Source organism: Streptomyces sp. NPDC079020 (assembly GCF_044542225.1).
In the GTDB taxonomy this organism is placed as follows: domain Bacteria; phylum Actinomycetota; class Actinomycetes; order Streptomycetales; family Streptomycetaceae; genus Streptomyces.
Genome location: NZ_JBITUB010000007.1, coordinates 403,406 through 425,732 on the forward strand (window position 1 = coordinate 403,406; position 22,327 = coordinate 425,732).

15 protein-coding genes and 3 pseudogenes are annotated in these 22,327 nt (G+C 70.5%); 9 read left to right on the forward strand and 9 right to left on the reverse strand.

Annotated elements, in window-relative coordinates:
* Nucleotides 1-223: 223 nt before the first annotated feature.
* The 5 genes from ACIGJO_RS17835 to ACIGJO_RS17855 all read right to left on the reverse strand — a co-directional run bounded on the left by ACIGJO_RS17835 (nucleotide 224) and on the right by ACIGJO_RS17855 (nucleotide 5,123).
* Entirely contained in the window at nucleotides 224-1,477 is a 1,254-nt protein-coding gene (locus tag ACIGJO_RS17835; RefSeq protein ID WP_399958912.1) for an ABC transporter substrate-binding protein, read from the reverse strand.
* Entirely contained in the window at nucleotides 1,474-2,607 is a 1,134-nt protein-coding gene (locus ACIGJO_RS17840) for a branched-chain amino acid ABC transporter permease (RefSeq protein ID WP_399958914.1), read from the reverse strand. The genes ACIGJO_RS17835 and ACIGJO_RS17840 overlap by 4 nt, the downstream gene beginning before the upstream one ends.
* A complete protein-coding gene (locus tag ACIGJO_RS17845) occupies nucleotides 2,600-3,490 on the reverse strand; it encodes a branched-chain amino acid ABC transporter permease (RefSeq protein WP_073722837.1) in 891 nt (296 codons plus the stop codon). Before ACIGJO_RS17845 ends, ACIGJO_RS17840 begins: the two co-directional genes overlap by 8 nt.
* A complete protein-coding gene (locus tag ACIGJO_RS17850) occupies nucleotides 3,487-4,227 on the reverse strand; it encodes an ABC transporter ATP-binding protein (protein WP_399959010.1) in 741 nt (246 codons plus the stop codon). The genes ACIGJO_RS17845 and ACIGJO_RS17850 overlap by 4 nt, the downstream gene beginning before the upstream one ends.
* A gap of 98 nt (nucleotides 4,228-4,325) precedes the next feature.
* Complete coding sequence (locus tag ACIGJO_RS17855) at nucleotides 4,326-5,123, reverse strand: ABC transporter ATP-binding protein (protein WP_399958916.1); 798 nt, start codon at nucleotides 5,121-5,123, stop codon at nucleotides 4,326-4,328.
* 407 nt (nucleotides 5,124-5,530) lie between these two features.
* Here ACIGJO_RS17855 and ACIGJO_RS17860 point away from each other — a divergent pair, with 407 nt between their 5' ends.
* Complete coding sequence (locus ACIGJO_RS17860) at nucleotides 5,531-6,310, forward strand: PucR family transcriptional regulator (RefSeq protein WP_399958918.1); 780 nt, start codon at nucleotides 5,531-5,533, stop codon at nucleotides 6,308-6,310.
* A gap of 250 nt (nucleotides 6,311-6,560) precedes the next feature.
* Here the strand turns inward: ACIGJO_RS17860 and ACIGJO_RS17865 are convergent, their stop codons facing one another.
* A complete protein-coding gene (locus ACIGJO_RS17865; RefSeq protein WP_399959012.1) occupies nucleotides 6,561-7,676 on the reverse strand; it encodes a glycerate kinase in 1,116 nt (371 codons plus the stop codon).
* 134 nt (nucleotides 7,677-7,810) lie between these two features.
* Between ACIGJO_RS17865 and ACIGJO_RS17870 the strand changes: the two genes are divergently transcribed.
* Nucleotides 7,811-8,305 (forward strand): NUDIX domain-containing protein, encoded by a 495-nt coding sequence (locus tag ACIGJO_RS17870; protein ID WP_399958920.1) that lies wholly within the window; start codon nucleotides 7,811-7,813, stop codon nucleotides 8,303-8,305.
* A gap of 155 nt (nucleotides 8,306-8,460) precedes the next feature.
* Complete coding sequence (locus ACIGJO_RS17875; RefSeq protein ID WP_399958922.1) at nucleotides 8,461-9,711, forward strand: hypothetical protein; 1,251 nt, start codon at nucleotides 8,461-8,463, stop codon at nucleotides 9,709-9,711.
* 42 nt (nucleotides 9,712-9,753) lie between these two features.
* Here the strand turns inward: ACIGJO_RS17875 and ACIGJO_RS17880 are convergent.
* Together ACIGJO_RS17880 and ACIGJO_RS17885 are read right to left on the reverse strand one after the other, a co-directional pair.
* Nucleotides 9,754-9,888, reverse strand: a pseudogene (locus ACIGJO_RS17880) ((2Fe-2S) ferredoxin domain-containing protein); the annotation flags it as partial.
* A 52-nt stretch (nucleotides 9,889-9,940) separates the two neighbouring features.
* Entirely contained in the window at nucleotides 9,941-10,834 is an 894-nt protein-coding gene (locus ACIGJO_RS17885; RefSeq protein ID WP_399958924.1) for a recombinase family protein, read from the reverse strand.
* A 175-nt stretch (nucleotides 10,835-11,009) separates the two neighbouring features.
* Between ACIGJO_RS17885 and ACIGJO_RS17890 the strand changes: the two genes are divergently transcribed.
* The 6 genes and pseudogenes from ACIGJO_RS17890 to ACIGJO_RS17915 all read left to right on the forward strand — a co-directional run bounded on the left by ACIGJO_RS17890 (nucleotide 11,010) and on the right by ACIGJO_RS17915 (nucleotide 21,072).
* The gene (locus ACIGJO_RS17890) at nucleotides 11,010-14,231 is read left to right on the forward strand and encodes a Tn3 family transposase (protein WP_399958926.1); all 3,222 of its coding nucleotides are present in this window, start codon (nucleotides 11,010-11,012) and stop codon (nucleotides 14,229-14,231) included.
* Between the two features lie 69 nt (nucleotides 14,232-14,300).
* A pseudogene (locus ACIGJO_RS17895) lies at nucleotides 14,301-17,798 on the forward strand (AAA family ATPase); the annotation flags it as partial.
* Between the two features lie 515 nt (nucleotides 17,799-18,313).
* Nucleotides 18,314-18,478 (forward strand): annotated as a pseudogene (locus ACIGJO_RS17900) (hypothetical protein); the annotation flags it as partial.
* A gap of 30 nt (nucleotides 18,479-18,508) precedes the next feature.
* Nucleotides 18,509-19,648 (forward strand): WD40 repeat domain-containing protein, encoded by a 1,140-nt coding sequence (locus tag ACIGJO_RS17905; protein ID WP_399959014.1) that lies wholly within the window; start codon nucleotides 18,509-18,511, stop codon nucleotides 19,646-19,648.
* Nucleotides 19,649-19,800: 152 nt separating this feature from the next.
* Nucleotides 19,801-20,493 (forward strand): serine peptidase, encoded by a 693-nt coding sequence (locus ACIGJO_RS17910; RefSeq protein WP_399958928.1) that lies wholly within the window; start codon nucleotides 19,801-19,803, stop codon nucleotides 20,491-20,493.
* A 231-nt stretch (nucleotides 20,494-20,724) separates the two neighbouring features.
* Nucleotides 20,725-21,072 (forward strand): hypothetical protein, encoded by a 348-nt coding sequence (locus ACIGJO_RS17915; RefSeq protein WP_399958929.1) that lies wholly within the window; start codon nucleotides 20,725-20,727, stop codon nucleotides 21,070-21,072.
* A gap of 8 nt (nucleotides 21,073-21,080) precedes the next feature.
* Here the strand turns inward: ACIGJO_RS17915 and ACIGJO_RS17920 are convergent, their stop codons facing one another.
* Nucleotides 21,081-21,974, reverse strand: coding sequence for a recombinase family protein (locus ACIGJO_RS17920; protein WP_399958924.1), 894 nt, complete (start codon nucleotides 21,972-21,974; stop codon nucleotides 21,081-21,083).
* Nucleotides 21,975-22,327 lie beyond the last annotated feature (353 nt).

Below are 22,327 nucleotides of genomic sequence, written 5' to 3' on the forward strand. Positions count from 1 at the left end.
CCGGCCCGGCCCGGGCCCAGTGGTTCCAGGAGCGTACGAGAACGCCCGAGCGGGTCCGGCCGGGAATCGGCCGGACCCGCTCGGGCGTGCAGCGTGTGCTCGGTTGTTCAGCGCCCTGCCCGGCCGGGCCCGCGGAAGGCTCCGGCGGGCGGGGCTCCACGGATCACGGCGTCACAGGGCGGGGCTGCACGGATCAGGGCCTCACAGGGCGGGGCTGCACGGATCAGGGCTTCATCGTGAAGGACTCGGCCGCCGTGGCCACCGCGGCCGGGCGGATCACCTTGAGGCCACCAGGGGTCTTCGCGTCGGGCTTCATGATGACGCTCTGCCGGGTGGACGGCTCCGCCGGGTCCGAGAAGTCGTGCGACATCCCGAAGTCCGCTCCGTACCCCTTGATCGTGAGCAGCGCCTTGTCCACCCCCGCACGGGTCAGGTCCTTGGACTCGCACGCCTTCTTCAGCGCCTCGCCGAAGACGGACGCCCCCGTGTATCCGGCGACGACGCCGTTGTCCAGCCCGTCCTTGGGGTACTGCGCCGCATACTCCTTGGCGAGCTTGGCCGGGCCCGTGCCCGGGTCGCCGATCGGCAAGGTGGAGGCGGCGACGTAGTAGTCCTTGAGCAGGGCCGGGCCCGCCTGGGTCTTCAGCAGCTGCGGCGCGAACGCCGAGCTGTTGCCGACGACCGGGACATCGAAGCCGGTGGCCGCGGCCACACCGACGAGCGAGGCCGCCTGGCGCGGACCGGCGCTCACGACGACCGCCTTCACGCCGGCCTGCTTGAGTGCGGCGACCTGGGCGGTCATGTCGTTGTCGGTCGGCTTGATCTTCTGCTCGACGACGGTGAGGCCCAGTTCCTTCGCCGCGTACTTCGACCCGGCGAGGGCGTTCTCGCCGTAGTCGCCCTCGAAGTAGACATGGCCGATCCTGTCGCCCTTGGCGATGCGCTTCTCGGCCAGCAGGTAGTCGATCAGGTTGATCGTCTCGATGTCGTACGTGGCCCCGACGACCCGTACGTAGCTGGAGCCGAGCAGGTTCGCCGACCAGGCCTGCGGAAGGACGAGCCCCTTGTCCTGGCCGTCGATGCGCTGCTCGACCGCGGCGACGAACGCGGAGCCGATGAACTGGGTGAAGCCCAGTACCTCCGGCTCCAGTTCGGTGTAGGCGGCGATGGCCTTCTGCGGGTCGTAACCGTGGTCACGGACGGTCAGTTCGATCTTCCGGTCGCAGATTCCGCCCGCGGCGTTGGTCTGCTTCACCCACAGTTGCTGGGCCTGGGTGACGCTCTTGCCGAGCGAGGCGTACACCCCGGTCATGTCGGTCAGTGCGCCGAGGGTGATCTTCTCGGAGGTGACGCCCTCTCCGGTCTTCACCCCGCTCTTGTCCTTCTCGCCGCCGTCGCCCTCGGTGGCCTTTCCACTGCATCCCACGAGGGTGACGGTGAGGGCCGCGACCACGGCCGTGAGTGCTCTCAGTTTCATTTCTTCTCCCCAGAATTCTTCAGACGCGCGATGCCGCCGGGCAGGAACAGGACCACCGCGACCACCGCGGCGCCGTACAGATAGCGGGACGCCTCACCCGGTGCCAGTCCGCCCGTACCGGGCGCGGAGACAAGCGGGAGGGAGTCGCTGTAGTGAGTGAGCACCTGCGGGAGCAGGGAGACGAAGGCCGCGCCGACGACCGCTCCGGCGACGCTGCCGAGCCCGCCGATGACGATCATGGCGAGGTATTCCAGCGAGAGGATCATGCCGAAGTACTCGGGCACGGTCCGCTGGAAGAGCAGGGCGAGCAGGACGCCCGCCAGGCCCGCGTACATCGAGGACAGGACGAAGACCCCGGCCCGGTAGCGGGCCACCGGCACGCCCATCACGCCTGCGGCGATCCGGTGGTCCCGGATGGCGTTCATCGCCCGGCCCGGCCGCCCGCGCAACACTCCGCGGGCGAACAGTCCGCTGAGGAGCAGGGCGAGCAGGGCGACGTACCAGAGCTTCTCGGCGGACTGGAACGGCACGGCGGCGACGACGAGTTCGCTGTCGTCGAAGGTGAAGCCGAACACCGAGAGCGGCGGTACGGCACGGCCGTTGAAGCCACCGGTGAGCGAGCCCGCGTTGAACAGCACATGCTGGCCGATGAAGATCAGCGCGAGCGTGGCGATACCGAGGTACGCGCCGCGGAGCCGGCCCGCGATGGGGCTGAAAATCCCGCCCGCGGCTCCCGCCAGCAGCACGGCGAGGATCGCCGCGAGCCAGGCCGGGAGCCCGAGACCACTGAGCGCGTGCCCGTTCTCGGTGCCGCTCCCGCCCGCCAGGACGCAGTAGCCGTACGCGCCCACGGCGAGGAAGAAGGCGTGGCCCATGGAGAGCTGGCCGGTGGCCCCGGTGAGCAGGTTGATGCCGATGGCCCCGATCGCGGCGGCCATCGCGAAGAGTCCGGCCTGGAGCCAGAAGCGGTCCAGGTAGAACGGGAGGACCAGCAGCAGGACCGAGCCGATCAGCAGGACGTACGTACGGGGGCGGCGCAGCCGGCCGGTGAAGGTCTCCGCGGTCCCGGCGGTGCTCCCCGCTGCGGGAAGGACATCCGTGACGGCGGGTTCGGCGGTGGCGTCAGACACGGGCGAGCTCCTTCGTACCGAAGAGTCCCGCGGGCCGGATGAGCAGCACGATCACCATCACCAGATAGGGCGCCAGATCGCCGATGCCCCGGCCGAGGAAGGAGAGATCGCTCTGGTAGCCGGTGGCGAGCGACTCGGTGACACCGACGATGAGTCCGCCGGCGAGTGCCCCCGTCGTGGAGTCGAGTCCGCCCAGGATCGCCGCGGGGAACGCCTTGAGCGCGGCGAGCGAGGTGGCCCGTTCGAGGCCGGGGGTCGGGAACACGGTGAGGAAGAGCGCGGCGACGGCGGCGAGTGCTCCGGCGACCGCCCAGGCGGCGAGCGAGACCCGGCCGAGCTTGATCCCCATCAGGGCCGCGGTCTGCGGGTTCTCGGCGGCGGCCCGCATCGACACACCCCAGGAGGTGTAGCGGAAGGCGAGCAGGAACACCGTGATCAGCAGCCCGGCCGCGACGAACGCGGCGATGCGGGTCTGGGCGAGGGTGACACCTCCCACGGTGACGACCTCGTCGCCCCACGGGTCTCCGAGCGCCAGCACGTCCGTGCCCATGCGACGGGTGAGTTCGGTGGTGAGGAGGATGTCGACACCGATGGTGACGATGGCCAGGACGCTGTGGTCGCTGCCCCGGTAGCGGCGCATCACGAAGAACTCGATCGCCGCGCCGACGACCGCGGCACCCGCGATGCCGACACCGAGCGCCGGCCAGAAGCCGATGTCGTCGTGGAGCACGGCGGTGACATAACCGCCCGCCAACAGCAGCGACGCATGGGCGAAGTTGACGACCTCGGTCGCCTTGAAGATGACGACGAAGCCCAGCGCGATCAGCGCGTAGACCGAACCGATCGAGAGCCCGCCGAGGAGGAGTTCGATGAAGGTGGTCATTCCGGTGCCCCCAAGTAGGCCTGGACGACGGCCGGGTCGTTCTGGACCTCGGCGGGCGTACCGCCGGCGATCCTGCGTCCGAAGTCGAGTACGGTCACCGCGTCGGCGAGCCGCATCACCACCCCCATGTCGTGTTCCACCAGCACGATCGAGATGCCGAGGCTGTCGCGCACGTTCGCGACGACGGCCGCGGTGCGGCGTCGTTCGTCGGCGGTCATCCCGGCGATGGGTTCGTCCAGCAGCAGGACCTCTGGCTCCATGCACAGGGCGCGGCCGAACTCGACGAGCTTCTGCTGCCCGTACGGGAGGGCCCCGGCGGGACGCTCCAACTCCTTTTCCAGGCCGATGAATTCGGCGATCTCCCGAACCCGGTCCAGATGGCGCCGCTCCTCACGGGCGGCGGACGGCAGGCGCAGGCCGGTGGCGAGGAACCCGGAGCGGGTGAGCCGGTGCCGGCCGAGCAGCAGGCTGTCGGCGACCGTGGCGTGCGGCGGCAGGGCGAGGTTCTGGAAGGTGCGCGCGACGCCGAGTCCGGCGATCCTGTGCGGCGGGAGGCCGGTCAGCTCGGTGGTGCCGAGGTGGACGGTGCCCGAGGTGGCGCGGTAAACGCCGGAGAGCACGTTGAAGCAGGTGGACTTGCCCGCGCCGTTCGGGCCGATGACGGCGTGCACGGTGCCCGGTTCCACCGTGAACGAGACGCCGTCCAGGGCGGTGAGCCCGGCGAAGCGCACGGTCACATCGCGGACGGCGAGGGCCGCGGGGGCGGGCGCGGGGCCGTGGGCCCCGGTAGCGGTCCCGGCGGGTTTCGGTGCGCTGGGTGCGCTGGGTGCGTTCTTCACGCGGACCACCTGCTCAGGGTGCGGGCCGACCGGGCCGCCGGGTCGGCGTCCTCGGCGGCCGTCTCGTCGACGACGCCCAGATAGCGGCGGCGTACCTCGTCGGACGCGGCGAGTTCATCGGCCGGTCCGGACAGGGCGACCTCGCCGACGTCCAGGACGTACGCGGTGGAGGCGAGCCGCAGGGCGATGGCCGCGTTCTGCTCGACGAGCATGACGGAGGTGCCTGCCGCGTTGATCTCCTGAATGGTCTCGGCGATCCTGGCCGCCATCAGCGGGGCGAGGCCGAGGGACGGCTCGTCCAGCAGGAGCAGCCGGGGACCCGCCATCAGCGCCCGGCCCATCGCCAGCATCTGCTGCTCGCCGCCGGACAGCAGCCCCGCCCGCTGGTGCGCGCGCTGGGCGAGCACCGGAAACAGCTCGTGTACGCGGGCCAGCGCGGCGGTCACGTCCTTGCGCCCGCCGCGGGCCCCCAGTGCGCCCGCCCGCAGATTGTCGGCCACCGTCATCCGGGCGAACACCTGTCGCCCCTCCGGCACCTGGACCACTCCGGCGGCCACCACCTGGGCGGGCCGAAGCCCTTCCAGGGGCCTGCCGTCGAAGTGGATGGTGCCCGTGCCCGTTCCGCGGTGGAAGCCGAGGGTCCGCGACACGGCCCGCAGCAGCGTGGTCTTGCCGGCGCCGTTGCCACCGAGTACGGCGGTGATCGCGCCGGCCGGCACGTCGACGGAGACATCGCGCAGGGCCCGTACCGGGCCGTAGCCCACGGACAGCGCGCGGATCTCTAGCGTTGCCATGCGTCCTCCTCCTTCCGCCTTGTCGTGTTCGTGTTGTTGTTCGTTTTCGTGTGCGCTTTGGTGCTGGTGCTGGTGCTGGTGCTGGTGCTCGTGTCGTGGGTGCGTGCGCTGTGCCGCGCATGCACGTGGGGGGCGCTGTGGGGGCGAGCGCGGTGGGCGAGCGCGGTGGGGCGTGCCATGTCACGTGCCATGTGCCGCGTCGTGCCACCTGCCGCGTCGCCGGGGTGCCGCGTCGCGGGGTGTGCGCCGTGTGGTGCCACAGACCAGCACCGGAGCACACCGTGCGTCCACGGGGCGGGGCCGACTCGATGCGGGTGACCAGCGAGTGAAGGGCGCGGTTGTGCACGCGCACAGAGGACGGTGCCGCGCTTCGGCGCCCGCCGCGGCCGGTGGCATCCTCACCGCTCATGAGCGGCCGCAGAGCGCGCGAATGGGAACAGAGGATGCAGAGGCGCCGCAGGGACGAGCGGGGCCGGGCGCTGCTCGACGTACTGCTGGACGGCCGGGCGGTGCCGGGCCTCGCCCGGCGCACGGCGGCGTGCCTCGGGCTGCCCGAACGGGGGCGCTACGCGGTGGCGGTGCTGGGCGCCGACCGGGGTGATCCGGTGCGGCCGGCTCCCGTGCGGTGGGCCCTGGACACGGACGGCATGCGCTGGTGCTGGCGGACGCGGGCGGACTGCGAGATCGCCGTCGTCGCCCTGGGCGAGGGGAGTCTCGCCGCACCGGCCGCGCTGCTCGCGGAGCGCCGCGCGGGTCCGGCCGGGCTCAGTCCGGTGGTGGACGGTCTGGCCGAACTCGGCCTGGCCCGCAGGCTGGCCGGGTTCGCGCTGCTGACCTGTGCCCCGCGGGCGCGGGAGATCGTCCGGCTGGACGAGCGGCTGTCGACCGCGCTGGTGGTGAGCCGGCCCGAGCTGTCGGCCAGGCTGGTCAGCGAGGTGTTCGGTCCCCTGCTGGCTCTGGCACCCTCGGAGCGGACGCCGCTGGTGGAGACGCTGGAGGCGTGGCTGGAGTGCGGCGGGTCGGTGAGCCGGGCGGCGAAGCGGCTGCACTGCCACCGGAACACGGTGTTCAACCGCCTGCGGCGGCTGGAGGGGCTGACGGCGCGTTCGTTGTCGGTGCCGCGCGAGCTGACCGAGGTCATGCTCGCCCTGGACGCGTTCCGGCTGCCGCCGCCGTCACGGCCGTAGCCGGCGGGGATGCGGGAGGGTACGCGGGGGACGCAGGGAGGTGCGGTTCGCGTGGGCGGGAGACCGGGAACGGACCGCCGAACCCGGACCCGGTGGCCCCGGACCGCCGAACCCGGACCCGGTGGCCCCGGACCGGCGAACCCCGACCCGTGGACCCGGACCGGCGAACCCCCGGACCCGGTGGCCCCGCGGCCCCGCGGGGCCCGGGGTTCACCGGTCCGGGGGCCGTGACGCTGCGCGCCGCCCTGCCTCAGCTCAGGAAGTCGCGGGCGATCGCACCGGCGACCCGCTCCAGCAGTGGCCCGGCCTGGGCCATGCTGACGGCCGGGTCGGGCTCCAGCTCGGCGAGGGCGTAGGCACGCCGGATGCCCGCCCTGCCCAGCGCCTCCGGGGACAGCGCGAGCCTGCCGCAGACCGCGACGACATCGATCCCGGCGGCGCGGGCGGCCGCGGCGACTCCCGCCGGGGCCTTGCCGTGCAGCGTCTGCTCGTCCAGCGAACCCTCGCCGGTGATGACCAGCGTGGCGCGGGCGAGCGCCGGGGCGAAACCGAGGACGTCCAGCATGACCTCGATGCCGGGCCGGAAGCGGGCGCCGAGCGCGACCAGCGCCCCGTACCCGATGCCTCCGGCCGCGCCCGCGCCGGGCAGGGCCGCGTGGCCGGGGCCCAGGACCGAGGCGTAGTGGACGAGGGCCGCGTCCAGGACCGCGATGTCGTCCTCGGACGCCCCCTTCTGCCGCCCGTACACCTCGGGGGCCCCCTTCGGCCCGGTCAGCGGGTTGTCCACGTCGCTGGCCAGGATCAGGTCGACGTCCGCGAGGCGCGGGTCGAGCCCGGAGAGATCGGCCTCCGCCAGATCGGCGAGGCCTCCGCCGCCGGGGCCGACCGGCTTGCCGTCGGCGTCCAGGAAGCGGGCGCCGAGCGCGGCGAGCATGCCCGCGCCGCCGTCCGTGGTGGCGCTGCCGCCGACCCCGAAGACCAGGGTCCGGGCCCCCGCGTCGAGGGCGGCGCGCAGCAGTTCGCCCGAGCCGTACGTGGTGGCGGTGAGGGGGGCGAACACCCCTGCGGGGAGGTGCTGGAGCCCCGAGGCCTCGGCCATCTCCACCACCGCGGTGGACCCGCGCAGCGCGTAGGCCGAGGTCACCGGCTGCCCGAGGGGGCCGGTCACCCGCGCCTCACGGCGCTCGAATCCGGCGGCCACCGCCGCCGCGACCGTGCCGTCGCCACCGTCCGCGACGGGCAGGGCCTCGACCCGCACTCCGGGAACGACGGACCGCAGCCCGGCCGTCACCCGCTCCGCGACCTGTACGGCCGTGAGCGAGCCCTTGAACTTGTCCGCCGCGACGAGCACGCGGGCGGTCTCCATCTCTGCTCCGTCCGTCACCTTGCATCCCTTGCTTTCGAACAGGCAGTCGCGCCGCCCCGACCCTATCCGCACGACCCCTGATCTGCCCATGGGCGTCCATACGCGCGCCCGGAGCTGCCGCTACGCTGCCGGGGGTGACCTCCACCGACTACGCCGCGTACATCGCCGGACTCCCCCGTGTCCTGGCCGCCGCCGCCTCGCTGTTCCGCGACGGCCGGGGCCGGATCCTGCTCGTCGAGCCCAACTACCGTGAGGGCTGGGCGCTGCCCGGCGGAACGGTCGAGTCGGACACCGGCGAGGGTCCTCGGCAGGCCGCCCGCCGGGAGACGGCCGAGGAGATCGGGCTCGACCTGGAGCCGGGACGGCTGCTCGCCGTCGACTGGGCGCGCGGGACGGCCCGCCCGCCGATCGCCGCGTATCTGTACGACGGAGGAGTGCTCTCCGAGGAGCAGTTCGCGGCGATCCGGCTCCAGGAGGAGGAACTCCTGTCCTGGAAGCTGGTGCGGCCCGCCGAACTGGACGGCCATCTGCCGGCCCCCCTGCGGCGGCGGGTGGGGGCGGCGCTGGAGGTACTCGCGTCCGGTGCCGGGACGGTGGAGCTGGAGGACGGCGAACGGGTCGGTTCCTGACGGGCTCTCCGGCTGCACGCACCCTCGCATCGATCACCATGCCCATGTCAAGCTTGACAGGCCTCCGTACGTGACGGACTCGCTCGTTCACGCGCCATTGGTTCCTCGTGCATCCACGCCCGGCATCATCCGAGCTCCACGACAGGGGAGGGGTCATGCGCACACTCATGGGACGTATCGGCACACTGCGCGGGACAGCGGCAACGGCAGTGGTCTGCGCGGCGGTTGCCTGCACAGCACTGGCCGGCACCGGAGCGGGTACGGCCGCGGCGGCCGCACCCGCCGCCGTACGCGCGCCCTCGCCGCAGTCCCCGTTCGCGTCGCCGCCCACCGAGCCGTCCCCGCTGCCGTCCTCGGTCGACGGCGGCGCCTGGCGGTCAGGTCATGTCCAGGGCATGGCCATCGACCGCCGCAAGGGCTTCATGTACTTCTCGTTCACCGATCTGCTGGTCAAGACCGACCTCAGGGGCCGGCCGGTCGGCTCGGTCACCGGCTTCACCGGGCACCTCGGCGATCTGGACTTCAACGCGCGGGACGGCCGGGTCTACGGCTCGCTGGAGTACAAGGCCGCGAAGTCGTTCTACATCGCGATCCTCGACGCCGACCGCATCACCCGCATGGGCATGGACGCCCAGTCCACGGGCGTCGTCACGACTGTCCATCTCAGGGAAGTCGTACGGGACTTCATGGCCGACATGAACGGCGACGGGGTCTTCGACGGGGACACCGGCAACACTCCCGACCACCGGTACGGCTGCAGCGGCATCGACGGGGTGGCGTTCGGGCCGGAGTTCGGCAGGAAGCACGGGAAGCAGCGGCTGACCGTGGCCTACGGCGTGTACGCCAACACCGGGCGCGCGGACAACGACCACCAGGTCCTGCTCCAGTACGACATCGGCCGGTGGAAGAAGTACGAGCGTCCGCTCTCCGAGGCCGCTCCGCACACCAGCGGCCCCGCCCGGGTCGGCGGCAAGTACTTCGCGTACACCGGGAACACCACGTACGGCGTGCAGAATCTGGAGTTCGACGGGCACAGCGGCAACTGGCTGATGGCGGCGTACAAGGGCACCAAGCCCGGCTTCCCCAACTACACGGTCTTCGCGCTGGACGGCTCGAAGAAGCCCGTACGGGGCCCGGTCCGCGGGCAGCGGGAGCCGGAGCGCGGACTGCTGCTGCCGCTGCTGCGCGCGGGACTGCACGATGCGCCGACCGGGACGTACGGCTGGCCGGCTCCCGGGCAGTACGGCCAGTACGGACTGGTCTCGCTCGACGACGGGCGGTTCTACGTGGCCCGGAGCGGCACGGTCCAGGACGGCGGGGTCACCAAGCAGACCGCGCGAGCGGAGCTCAACACCTGGACGGGCCGCCCCCCGTCACCGTTCGGCCCGGTCGTTCCCGCGGTGTGACTCAGGGTGCAACCGGGTGTCATCGGGTGCCGTCGGCGGGGGCTAGTGATCCAGCTCGGCCCGGACGCGGCGCGAGGGCTTGAAGACGTAGAGGTCGAGGATCTCCGGGGCGTCCACGAGGCCGGGGCCGCCCGCCGCGGCCCAGGCCGAGATGTCCGCCACGGCGTCCGGGTCGTTGGGGTCCCAGTAGTTCTCGCCGAAAAAACAACGCTAAGGGCTGAGCCGCAGGTCAGCGTGCAGATTTCATCGCGGCTGTCTTCTCGTCGTGCTCGCGCAGCATCCGCATGACGGTCGCTGGTGAGGGGTGCTGGCCCTTTTTGGCGCCGGTGGTGATGATGAGCCGTTTGGCGATGTCGCGCAGGCTCATCTCCTTCTCGTCGCGCAGGTGAAGGGCCATGGACAGCATGGACTCGTCGGTGACGCCGGCGCCGCCGATGGTTTTGCCGCGTTTGCGGGCGGACTCGTGGCCTTCGAGGGTGCGGTCGCGAATGTACTCGCGTTCCATGCCGGACATGGCCGCCAGCACGGTGAACACGATGCCGGAGGGGTCGTGCGAGCCCTTCAATTCCCCGGTGAGGAACTCCAGGCCGACGTCGCTCGCCTTCAGCTCCTCGGCGAGCATGGCCAGTTCGATACCGCGGCCGAGCCGCTTATGCTCGTGGACGACGAGGGTGACGGCGACGCCGGAGGAGCGGATCTCACCGGCGAGCTTCACTGCGGCCTCCAGCTCGGGGCGCCGGGTGGCGCGGGTGGAGATCTTCTCCGAGAAGACCCGGGTCACCCCGGCCTCGGCGAGGGAGTCCAGCTGTGCGTCGAGGGACTGCCTCGCGGTCGAGGCACGGCAGTATCCGAGGCGTACGTGCCCGACCGGCTCGACGCCCCCGTTCACCGGCCGGGGCAGCTCGGTCCAGACCGAGCCCGGCTTGCGCACGGCGGGGGTCGGCACGCTGAGGGCCTTGGCGAGTTGGGGCACGAGGCGGAAGCGGGCGGTGTGGTACTGGATGGCCACCTTGCCCTTCCCGGTGCGGCAGGGCGAGCTCGCCGGGGCGGCACAGGTGGACATCGGGCAGGCGTGCGCTTCCACGCGCTTGAAGTCGTCGCTCACGACCTCGGAGCGTTTCATGAGGGCGTTTCAGATGTCCAGCTGTTTGCAACAACTCATGAAGGGGTGCGACCGAGATACGCGCCAAAGGGGCAACGGGATGATCTTGAAGTCCTGAGCGCTCTCTGCCCGTCACCCATTCGGCTCAGTGTCGTTGGTGGTGATGTTGAGCGTCGTCTGGGGCCTGGGGTGGGTTGTGACATCGATTGAACGGACCGCGTATCCGCGGTTCAAGCGGCTGATCACCGCGCATGAGCTGCATCTGTTCTTCTCTCCGAGCCGCGATGAGCTGGAGTGGGCGGCCGATGCCACGGACTGCGATGAGCATCTGCTGGCGCTGCTGCTGATGCTGAAGTCGTACCGGCGCATGGGGTGCTTCCCGGCGCTGGAGAACGTCCCGGAGATGGTGGTGGACTTCGTCCGGCGGGCGGTGGAGCTGCCGGAGGGCACGCTGCCGGTGTACCGGGCGGAGCGGACCGCCAAGCACCACCGGGGCCTGGTCCGCAAGCAGGCCGGCGTGACGTACGACCAGGCCAGGGCCCGGGGAATCGTCGAGCAGTCGATCCGCAAGGAGGCCGCGGCGAAGAACCGCCCGGCGGATCTGATCAACATCGCGCTGGAGAAGGTGGTGGAGGCCGGGCTGGAGCTGCCGGGGTTCTCGACCTTCGACAAGATGGCCTCGAAGATCCGCACCGAGGTGAACGCCTCGATCTGCGTGGGTGTCCACGACCGCATGAGCGCTGCTCAGCGGGCGGGGCTCATGCGGCTGCTGGAGGAGCGTGACAGCGACGGGACGACGCTGTTCAACCGGCTGAAGAAGCCCGCCAAGGACCCGACCTGGTCGCACTTCAAGAACCTGGCCAAGCGTCTGGAATGGCTGGACGAGCTCGGCGACACCGATGTGTGGATGGACGGGGTCGCCGCGGGGAAGATTACCGACTTCGCGGGGGAGGCGGACGCGGCGGATGCCTCGGAGCTGCGGGACTTCGTTCCCGTCAAGCGCATCGCGCTGGTCGCGGCCCTGACGCACAAGGCGCGGATGCGGGTGCGGGACGACCTGGCGACGATGTTCTGCAAGCGTGTGGCGACGAAGATCAAGAAGGCCAAGGCGGAGCTGGAGGAGATCCGGCTCGCCGAGCGGGAGATCGTCGAGTCCCTGGTCGGGAACTACCGCACGGTGCTCAAGCACATCGACGAGGGCGGCCCGGCCCAGGAGGCGCTCACGAGGGCCGCGGCCATGACCGCCGAGGTCCGCCAGGCCCTGGAGGGTCTGGATGAGGAGGCGTCGGTGGACGAGGTCGCGACGCGGCTGGAGGGCAGGGTCTCCCCGGCGGTCCTCGCCCTGGTGAAGGCCCAGGTGGTGCAGGCCGGCGGGCTCGGCGCGGTCACCCGCGCTGTGGAGGGCTTCGGCGGGTTCGCGAAGCAGTATGAGCAGATCGAGAAGGTCTCCGCCCATCACGGCAACTTCTGGGAAGTGCTGCTGTACGGGCAGATCGGCCGGGACCGGGCGGTGATGTTCGACCTGGCCGACAACGGCAGGCTGAAGTTCACGGCGACCAGCGAGGACAGCCGGGTGCTGGACGCCCTCGCACATGCCCAGCGGCACCAGGCGGCCCGCGGCGAGTACATCACCGCCTTCAACGAGGAGGGCAAGGAGGTCGACATCTCCTTCGCCACCCAGAACTGGCGCAAGGCCGTGGTCGACAAGACCCGGACCGGGCAGTTCGTCCGCAAGCACTTCGAGGCGATGGTCTTCACCGCGCTCGCCGAGGAACTGCGCACCGGCGACGTCGCGGTGGTCGGCTCGGAGGAGTACGCCGACTGGTCCGAGCAGCTGCTGGCCTGGGAGGCCGTTCAGGAGACGCTGGGGTCCTACCTGGTGGAGGTCGGACTCGCCGAGGCGGGCGAGAGCGCCGAGTTTGACGCGAGGTTCTTCCGCAGGCAGCTGGAGGACAAGCTGCGAGGCGCTGCCGCTGCGGCGGATGCCGGGTATCCGGAGAACGACGGCCTGGTGATCGATCCGGAGACGGGCGTCCCGTCGTTGAAGGCGTTTAGGGCGGACGGTCAGCGGCCCTCGGCGAAGCGGCTGGAGCAGGAGATCAAGGCGAGGATGCCGGAGCGTTCCCTGATGGGGATCGTGGCCCGGACCGCGTACTGGGTGGAGTGGTGGCGCCGCTTCGGCCCCCCGTCGGGCAACGAGCCGAAGCTCACTGACCCCTTGGGCCGCTACGTGATCGTCACGTTCGTCAAGGGCACCAACATGGGCCCGTACGAGGCTGCCCGGCACATCCCCGGCGTGAGTGGGCACGAGCTGTCGTACGTCGCCAACAAGCACTTCTCGATTCAGCTGCTGAACGAGGCGATCGCCGACCTGGTGAACGCGCACGCCCGCCTCAACATCTCCCAGGCGTGGGGCGACGGGACCGCCGTCGCTGCGGACGGCACCCACATGGATACGTACCTCGACAACCTGCTCTCCGAGACGAGCGTCCGGTACGGCAAGCCCGGCGGGATCGCCTACCACCACGTCTCGGACACCTACATCGCGTTGTTCACGCACTTCATCCCGTGCGGGGTGTGGGAGGCCGTCTACATCATCGAGGGCCTGCTGAAGAACACCTCCGAGGTGCAGCCGACCACCGTGCACGCGGATACCCAAGGCCAGAGTTTCCCTGTCTTTGCGCTCGCCCACCTGCTGGGCTTCGACTTGATGCCCAGGATCAGGAACTGGAAGGAACTGACCTTCTACCGGCCCTCCAAGACCACGGAGTACGTGCACATCGACGCCCTGTTCGGTGAGCCGGGCAAGAACGTCATCGACTGGGGCCTGATCGAGTCCCAGTTCCGCCACCTGATGCGCGTGGCCGTCTCCGTACGCGAGGGCACCATCTCATCCTCCACACTGCTCAAGCGCCTGCGGTCGGGGTCGAGGAAGAACGCCACCTACGCCGCCTTCCGCGAGGTCGGCCGCGTGATCCGCACCGTCCAGCTCCTGCGCTACCTCTCGGACGCGCCGCTGCGCCGGCGGGTGACCGCGGCGACCAACAAGGTCGAGTCGTTCAACCGGTTCTCCCAGTGGATCGGCTTCGGCAACCGCGGCGTCATCGCCGACAACGACCCCATCGAGCAGGAGAAGGTGATGAAGTTCAACGCGCTACTCACGAACGTGGTGATCTTCCATAACGCCCTGGATATCGCGGAGATCGTGCGGCAGCTGCTGGAGGAGGGATGGGAGATCGATCCGGAGGACCTGGCGCACATCTCGCCGTACCTGACCGAGCACGTCAACCGGTTCGGCGAGTACTCCACTCACGAGCTCGGCATTCAGCCCGAGGCGTACGACCCGAAACTCGACGTCGACTTCACCCCGCTGCGCGAGCAGGATCTGCCCGCTGCCGGCCTTGGTCAGGCTGCCTGAACGTCTGTCCCAGGAGCTCCTCCTCGTGTGCGCCGGCCCGACAGCCGAAGCGGCGCCCGAAGTCCTCCCATGGCTTCGGGAACTGATCCAGCGCGCTGTACAGACCCGGGTTCGGCTCTCGTTCGGTGGGTGTGGCCGGTCGATTCCTGGCAGACTGAACACTTGGTTCGGGAGGGGGCGTGGGTGACCGTGGGGCGTGCAGTGTTGGTTGGCATCGGGCGTTTCGATGCGGATCCGTCGGAGGGTGAAACTCGGGTCGGGGATCCGAGTTTGCCGGATCTGCCGTTCGTGGACGAGGTCGTGCCGCCGGTCGCGGCGGCGCTGAGCCGGTTGGGGTATACGACCGATGTGCACCGGGACGTCGGCGCTGCCGCGTTGAGGGCTGCCGTGTTCGACGCGATCGGATCTGTTCGGGTCATCTATGTGGCTTCCCACGGGGCGCCGGACTCCTCGAACCCGCATCGTGTGGACGTGGTGCCCGCGGACGCGCGGTTAGGGTCCGGCACGAACGCCGCCCAGTGGGTGGACGACGCGCAGAAGTTGGGAGTGCCGACGCTGTTCCTGCTGGATTTATGCCGGTCCGGCCTTGCGACGGAGCTTCCGCACCTGGTGCACCGGTCCCACGCGCCGGTGAACGCGTGGGTGCTCGCTGCGTCCAGCGGCGGCGAGGACGCCTACGACGGACGGTTCAGCATCGCGTTGGCCCAGGTGCTGGAGGAGGTCGCCGACAACGGGCTGGACACCGACCCGGCGCGGTCGCACGTGCAGTTTCAAAAGGTGGCACGGCAAGTTGCGCACCGTGTCGCGCAGATGCCGGGGATGGCGCAGAGTGTGCAGAGCACGGCGATGGTGCTATCCGCGGACGAGCCGGCCCTCCCGTTCTTCCCGAATGGTGCCTTCGACCCGGCCGAGGCAAGGCTGGCCGAGGTGGATCCGGCGCTGCGGGTTTTCCTCGGCCAGCAGGACAAGCGACACTTCGCCGACAAGGCCAGGAAGCAGTTCGTCGGCCGACGTTCCCAATTACGTGCACTCGCGCCGTGGCTGGACGATGTCGAGGCGGGCGGTCTTCGGGTGGTCACGGGCAATCCCGGGGTGGGTAAATCCGCGTTGCTGGGCGCGCTCGTGTGTGCGGCACATCCGGAACTGCAGGAGGTGGCGCATGTGCGGGAGCGGTTGTTGTCACGTGATTCGGGGGGGTGCCCCTCGGTCCACGACCGGCTGGCCGCGGTCCACGCCCGCGGCCGCTCCGCGGATGAGGTGCTCACCACCATCGCCCGCCAACTGCGTCTCGGCTCCGCGGCGGAAGCCGGCAATGCCACCACACTCGTGAACCTGCTTCCCGACACCGGCGAGGTACCGGCGGTGATCGTGGACGCCCTGGACGAAGCATCCGAACCAGATAGGACCTGCACGGAGCTGGTCCGCCTGGCGCGCGCGGTGCGCAGCGACGGCCAGCCGGTGGTGCGCCTGACGGTGGGTACACGCCCGTGGCCGCAGTTCTCCGCGCTGCTTGACCTCGCACGCGCCGGTGACGGCCTGATCGATCTGGACGACGCCGACCCCGACGAGGTCCGTGGCGACCTGGCAGCCCACCTCACCGGCCGCCTCATGATGATGAAGCCCTACGAACCGGCCCGCATGCGCGCGATCCGCGACCGTCTCGCCCACGCCGTCGCGGACCGCCTCGCCCCACGCCCGGGTGAACCCGCGCCGTGGGGCGCGTTCCTGGTGGCCGGAATCTTCGCCCGCTACCTGAAGCGCGATCCCGCCCCGGACAGTGTCGAAGCGGCCGCAGCGCTGGGCCACTCGGCGCCCACGACGCTGCCCCAGGTCCTCGACCTGGACCTGGACACCCACCCCCACGGACAGCAGCTGCGTGCCATCCTTGCGGCGATCGCCCGGGCCCAGGGCCAGGGCATGCCCCTGGAAATCGCCCTGCCGCTCGCGGGCCTGTTCACCGACCTCGACCTCCAACACGCCCGCCGGAACCTGCTGCCCGAGGTCCTGTTCTACCTGCGCACCACCCCCGACCACGACGGCACCCTGCTCTACCGCCTCTTCCACCAAGCCCTCGTCGATCACCTCAACCCACCCACACCCGACCCCACCACGCCCACACCCGACGACGTCCTCACCCACCTGCTGGCCACCCACACCACACACGACGGCACCCGCCGCACCTGGGAGACCGCACCCCCCTACCTCCTGCGCCACGCCCCGGCACATGCCCAGGCCGCCGGCCGCCTGGATGAACTCCTCACCGACGCCGAGTTCCTGGTCCACGGCACCCCGGACGCACTCCTCACCGCATTCCCCCGCGCCCACACCGACCAGGCACTGCTCTCCCGCGCCGTCTACCGCAACTCCATCGGTGAACACCGCAACACCGACCACGCCACCCGCCGCCGACTCCTCGCGCTGGACGCGGCACGCTACGGCGCCAAGACCCTCACCTCCGCCCTGATGGATAGGGCTGAGGCGGGCACATGGACGCCCGTCTCAGCAACAGGCGGCGGCCTCGCCCTCGCCTGCCGCGACACCCTCACCCAGACCGCCTGGGTGAGCGCGGTGGCGTGCACGGTCCTGGACGGGCACCCCGTCGCCGTCACCGGAGCCGACGATCGCACTGTGCGGGTGTGGGACCTGACTACCGGCCGCCAGATCGGTAAACCTTTCACCGGCCACACCGACGACGTGAACGCGGTGGCGTGCACGGTCCTGGACGGGCGCCCCGTCGCCGTCACCGGAGCCGACGATCGCACTGTGCGGGTGTGGGATCTGACTACCGGCCGCCAGATCGGCGAACCCCTCACCGGCCACACCGGCACGGTGTACACGGTGGCGTGCACGGTCCTGGACGGGCGCCCCGTCGCCGTCACCGGATCCTACGATCACACCGTGCGGGTGTGGGATCTGACTACCGGCCGCCAGATCGGCGAACCCCTCACCGGCCACACCGACAGGGTGAGCGCGGTGGCGTGCACGGTCCTGGACGGGCGTCCCGTCGCCGTCACCGGATCCGGAGATTCCATCCACAGTACTGTGGTCAACGATGCGACTGTGCGGGTGTGGGACCTGGCCACCGGACAGCAGGTTGGCGAACCCCTCACCGGCCACACCGACGACGTGAACGCGGTGGCGTGCACGGTCCTGGACGGACGCCCTGTCGCCGTCACCGGATCCTACGATCACACTGTGCGGGTGTGGGATCTGGCTACTGGCCGCCAGATCGGCGAACCCCTCACCGGCCACACCGACAGGGTGCACGCGGTGGCGTGCACTGTCCTGGACGGGCACCCCATCGCCGTCACCGGAGACCAAGACTGCACCGTGCGGGTGTGGGACCTGACCACCGGACAGCAGGTTGGAGAACCCCTCACCGGCCACACCGGCACGGTACTCACGGTGGCGTGCACGGTCCTGGACGGAAGCCCCGTCGCCGTCACCGGAGCCCACGACGCCGTGCGGGTGTGGGACCTGAACACCGACCGCCCGATCGGCGAACCCCTCACCGGCCACACCGGCACGGTGTACACGGTGGCGTGCACGGTCCTGGACGGGAGCCCCGTCGCCGTCACCGGATCCGATGATCGCACCGTGCGGGTGTGGGACCTGACCACCGGCCACCCGATCGGCGAACTCCTCACCGGCCACACCGGCACGGTGTGCACGGTCCTGGACGGGCGCCCCGTCGCCGTCACCGGATCCGAAAACGCCATGCGGGTGTGGGACCTGACCACCGGCCACCCGATCGGCGAACTCCCCAGGGTCCACACCTACTTGGCGTACACGGTCCTGGAGGGACGCCTGGTCGCAGTCACCGTCACCACCTGGGAAGGAAGCACCACCGTGCGGGTGTGGGACCTAGTCACCGGCCGCCAGATCGGCGAACCCCTCACCGCACGCACCCACTACCCTCGGCGTTTGGGCAGCGCCGCGCATTCGGTGGCGTGCACGGTCCTGGACGGGCACCCCATCGCCATCACCGGAGGCGGAGATTACGCTGTGCGGGTGTGGGATCTGGCCACTGGCCGCCAGATCGGCGCCCCCCCCCCACGGGCCACACCGGCACGGTGTACACGGTGGCGTGCACGGTCTTGGACGGGCGCCCCGTCGCCGTCACCGGAGGCCAAGACTGCACCGTGCGGGTGTGGGATCTGGCTACCGGCCGCCAGATCGGCGAACCCCTCACCGGCCACACCGACGACGTATCGGCGGTGGCGTGCACGGTCTTGGACGGGAGCCCCGTCGCCGTCACCGGATCCTACGATCACACTGTGCGAGTGTGGGACCTGACCACCGGCCACCCGATCGGCGAACCCCTCACCGGCCACACCTACGACGTGAACGCGGTGGCGTGCACGGTCCTGGACGGGCACCCCATCGCCGTCACCGGAGGCCAAGACTGCACCGTGCGGGTGTGGAACCTGACCACCGGCCGTCCAATTGGCGAGCCCCTCACCGGCCACACCCACGGCGTGAGAGTGGTGGCGTGCACGGTCTTGGACGGGCGCCCCGTCGCCGTCATCGGATCTGAAGACGTCGTGCGGGTGTGGGATCTGTCTACCGGCCGCCCGATCGGCGAACCCCTCACCGGCCACACCGAAACGGTACTTACGGTGGCGTGCACGGTCTTGGACGGGAGCCCCGTCGCCGTCACCGGATCCGACGACGCCGTGCGGGTGTGGGACCTGGCCACCGGCCACCCGATCGGCGAACCCCTCACCGGCCACACCCACGGCGTGAGAGTGGTGGCGTGCACGGTCTTGGACGGGAGCCCCGTCGCCGTCATCGGATCTGAAGACGTCGTGCGGGTGTGGGATCTGGCTACCGGCCGCCAGATCGGCGAACCCCTCACCGGCCACACCGACTGGGTGAAGTCGGTGGCGTGCACGGTCCTGGACGGGAGCCCCGTCGCCGTCACCGGATCCCACGATCACACTGTGCGGGTGTGGGACCTGAGCACCGGCCGCCAGATCGGCGAACCTCCCACCGGCCACACCGGCGACGTATCGGCGGTGGCGTGCACGGTCCTGGACGGGAGCCCCGTCGCCGTCACCGGATCCGACGATCGCACCGTGCGGATGTGGGACCTGACTACCGGCCACCCGATCGGCGAACCCCTCACCGGCCACACCGACGACGTGAACGCGGTGGCGTGCACGGTCCTGGACGGACGCCCCGTCGCCGTCACCGGATCCCAGGATCGCACCGTGCGGGTGTGGGATCTGAGCACGGGGGAATGCATCGACCGGATTCCCCTGCCCGCTCCCTGTCGTGCACTCGGGATGGGAACCGGAGATCGATTGGTTGTCGGGCTGGGTCCGGATGTTGTCTTCCTGACGCGCGCCTTGCCCCGATCTGTGACACGCCGCACGCGCGGACCTGATGGCACCACCGCCCCGGAGGATTCGTGACACACGCCATCGTGGGCGTCCACGGCATCGGCAACTTCCGCCGAGGCCGGCAACCGTGCGAGGCTGCCCGAATCCTCGGAACGGAATGGCACACCCGTCTCGCCAGCGCGCTCCGCAGCGCCGGTGCCGGTGCACCGGCACCCGAGATATCCATGGCGTACTACGCCGACCTGCTGCGCCCGACCGGCCGGCAGGGCGGTGGCGACGGCCTCGACGACCTGGACCCGCACGAGATCGAGTTCGCCCGCCAATGGCTGGACGCTTTCGATTTGCCTGCGGGTACCGCCGCAGGGCGGTCGACCGTCCCGGTGCGCCAGGCCGTCGAGACCCTCGCCCAGATGCGGCTTCTCGGCCCGCCCGCCACGAGGTGGTTCGTCGCGCTCTTCTGCCGGGAGGTCCACGCCTATCTCAAGGACCCCAACAGTCCGGCCCGTGCCGCTATCCGGGCCCGGGTCACCGACGCCCTTGAAACGACGGGCGCGCGCGTGGTGATCGCACACTCCCTTGGTTCGGTCGTCGCCTATGAAGCGCTGTGGGACCGTCCCGACCTGGAGGTTGACCTCCTGGTTACCCTCGGCTCACCGCTGGCCCTGCCGCACGCGGTCCTGCCGCGTCTGTGGCCGGCACCGGTCAATGGCCGCGGCGCCCGGCCGCCGGGTGTCGCCCACTGGGTCAACCTCGCCGACCCCGGTGACATCGTCGCCGTCCCCGCAGGCGGCATAGGCCGCACTTTTGAAGGCGTCGACACCGACGAGCACACGACCATCGGCGCCTTCGACTTCCACCTCGCCAAAAACTACCTCGCCCACCGACGCCTCGGCGAAATCCTGCGCGCCACACCCTGACACCACCCGCGAACCGTTCAGACCGACACGGCCGCGTCTTTTGGTGCCTGATGGCCCGCCAGCGCTCTGCCGCAGTAAATGCCGGATTTACTGCGGCGGAGCCCCTACCGTGATCATCGCGACCTGCGGCGGGCATTCCGGCCGCCGGGGTGAGGTGTACCCCTCACCGGAGCGGGCATCGCGAAGTCCTCCGCGCGGATCTACCGGATCTCGCTGACAACCTGGGGGTGGATGCTCACCGGCGAACCGGCGCCGACCGGACCCGCCCGCCGGGGCGCGAAGCCGCCCGTCTTCCCCGTCGCCGCGATCGACGACCCGGCACTGCCCGAGGTGCTGGCCGAGCTGGCGGCCGCGCGGGCGGACGAGATGGACGCCGACACCGTCAACCGGGAGCTGTCCATCGCGCGCAAGGCGATCGGCTGGTGGCAGCGCCAGGGCTGGATCGCCTGCGACCCGACGATCGGCATCGAGCGGCGGCCGGCGCCGCCCGACCGCACCAAGGCCCTTGCGGAGAACCAGATCGCCGCCCTGTGGCGGGGTCCCAGTAGTTCTCGCCGAAAAAACAACGCTAAGGGCTGAGCCGCAGGTCAGCGTGCAGATTTCATCGCGGCTGTCTTCTCGTCGTGCTCGCGCAGCATCCGCATGACGGTCGCTGGTGAGGGGTGCTGGCCCTTTTTGGCGCCGGTGGTGATGATGAGCCGTTTGGCGATGTCGCGCAGGCTCATCTCCTTCTCGTCGCGCAGGTGAAGGGCCATGGACAGCATGGACTCGTCGGTGACGCCGGCGCCGCCGATGGTTTTGCCGCGTTTGCGGGCGGACTCGTGGCCTTCGAGGGTGCGGTCGCGAATGTACTCGCGTTCCATGCCGGACATGGCCGCCAGCACGGTGAACACGATGCCGGAGGGGTCGTGCGAGCCCTTCAATTCCCCGGTGAGGAACTCCAGGCCGACGTCGCTCGCCTTCAGCTCCTCGGCGAGCATGGCCAGTTCGATACCGCGGCCGAGCCGCTTATGCTCGTGGACGACGAGGGTGACGGCGACGCCGGAGGAGCGGATCTCACCGGCGAGCTTCACTGCGGCCTCCAGCTCGGGGCGCCGGGTGGCGCGGGTGGAGATCTTCTCCGAGAAGACCCGGGTCACCCCGGCCTCGGCGAGGGAGTCCAGCTGTGCGTCGAGGGACTGCCTCGCGGTCGAGGCACGGCAGTATCCGAGGCGTACGTGCCCGACCGGCTCGACGCCCCCGTTCACCGGCCGGGGCAGCTCGGTCCAGACCGAGCCCGGCTTGCGCACGGCGGGGGTCGGCACGCTGAGGGCCTTGGCGAGTTGGGGCACGAGGCGGAAGCGGGCGGTGTGGTACTGGATGGCCACCTTGCCCTTCCCGGTGCGGCAGGGCGAGCTCGCCGGGGCGGCACAGGTGGACATCGGGCAGGCGTGCGCTTCCACGCGCTTGAAGTCGTCGCTCACGACCTCGGAGCGTTTCATGAGGGCGTTTCAGATGTCCAGCTGTTTGCAACAACTCATGAAACGTGATCGCCGCAGGCGGACCTCCGGGCGTCGCCGTGTTTCACGAGCGACCACCTATGAAACACCGACCGCGCAGACTGGCACGGCCGGTCACCCGGATGAGACCTAGCTGGTGCTTCAGTTGGCACTTGAGCACTTCAGATGAGGTGCTTGGCGAGACAGATCCGGTGAGCTTTGCCGCACGGAGGCATCACTGCGGGTGCTGCCGCCCTGATGCCAGACAGCATCGACGTCCGCACCTCACCGGGCACCGGATGCAGCCCCTGCGGCCCACTCCTTGGTGAATGCGGCCTGGCCCCCGTCCACCGGCG

Bases quoted from the DNA above. Each gene is read 5' to 3' on its own strand.
- ACIGJO_RS17920 (WP_399958924.1), bottom strand. From the start codon at position 21,974: ATGAAACGCTCCGAGGTCGTGAGCGACGACTTCAAGCGCGTGGAAGCG.
- ACIGJO_RS17885 (WP_399958924.1), bottom strand. From the start codon at position 10,834: ATGAAACGCTCCGAGGTCGTGAGCGACGACTTCAAGCGCGTGGAAGCG.
- ACIGJO_RS17910 (WP_399958928.1), top strand. From the start codon at position 19,801: ATGGCGTACTACGCCGACCTGCTGCGCCCGACCGGCCGGCAGGGCGGT.
- ACIGJO_RS17845 (WP_073722837.1), bottom strand. From the start codon at position 3,490: ATGACCACCTTCATCGAACTCCTCCTCGGCGGGCTCTCGATCGGTTCG.
- ACIGJO_RS17855 (WP_399958916.1), bottom strand. From the start codon at position 5,123: ATGGCAACGCTAGAGATCCGCGCGCTGTCCGTGGGCTACGGCCCGGTA.
- ACIGJO_RS17835 (WP_399958912.1), bottom strand. From the start codon at position 1,477: ATGAAACTGAGAGCACTCACGGCCGTGGTCGCGGCCCTCACCGTCACC.
- ACIGJO_RS17860 (WP_399958918.1), top strand. From the start codon at position 5,531: ATGAGCGGCCGCAGAGCGCGCGAATGGGAACAGAGGATGCAGAGGCGC.
- ACIGJO_RS17875 (WP_399958922.1), top strand. From the start codon at position 8,461: ATGCGCACACTCATGGGACGTATCGGCACACTGCGCGGGACAGCGGCA.
- ACIGJO_RS17865 (WP_399959012.1), bottom strand. From the start codon at position 7,676: ATGGAGACCGCCCGCGTGCTCGTCGCGGCGGACAAGTTCAAGGGCTCG.
- ACIGJO_RS17915 (WP_399958929.1), top strand. From the start codon at position 20,725: ATGCTCACCGGCGAACCGGCGCCGACCGGACCCGCCCGCCGGGGCGCG.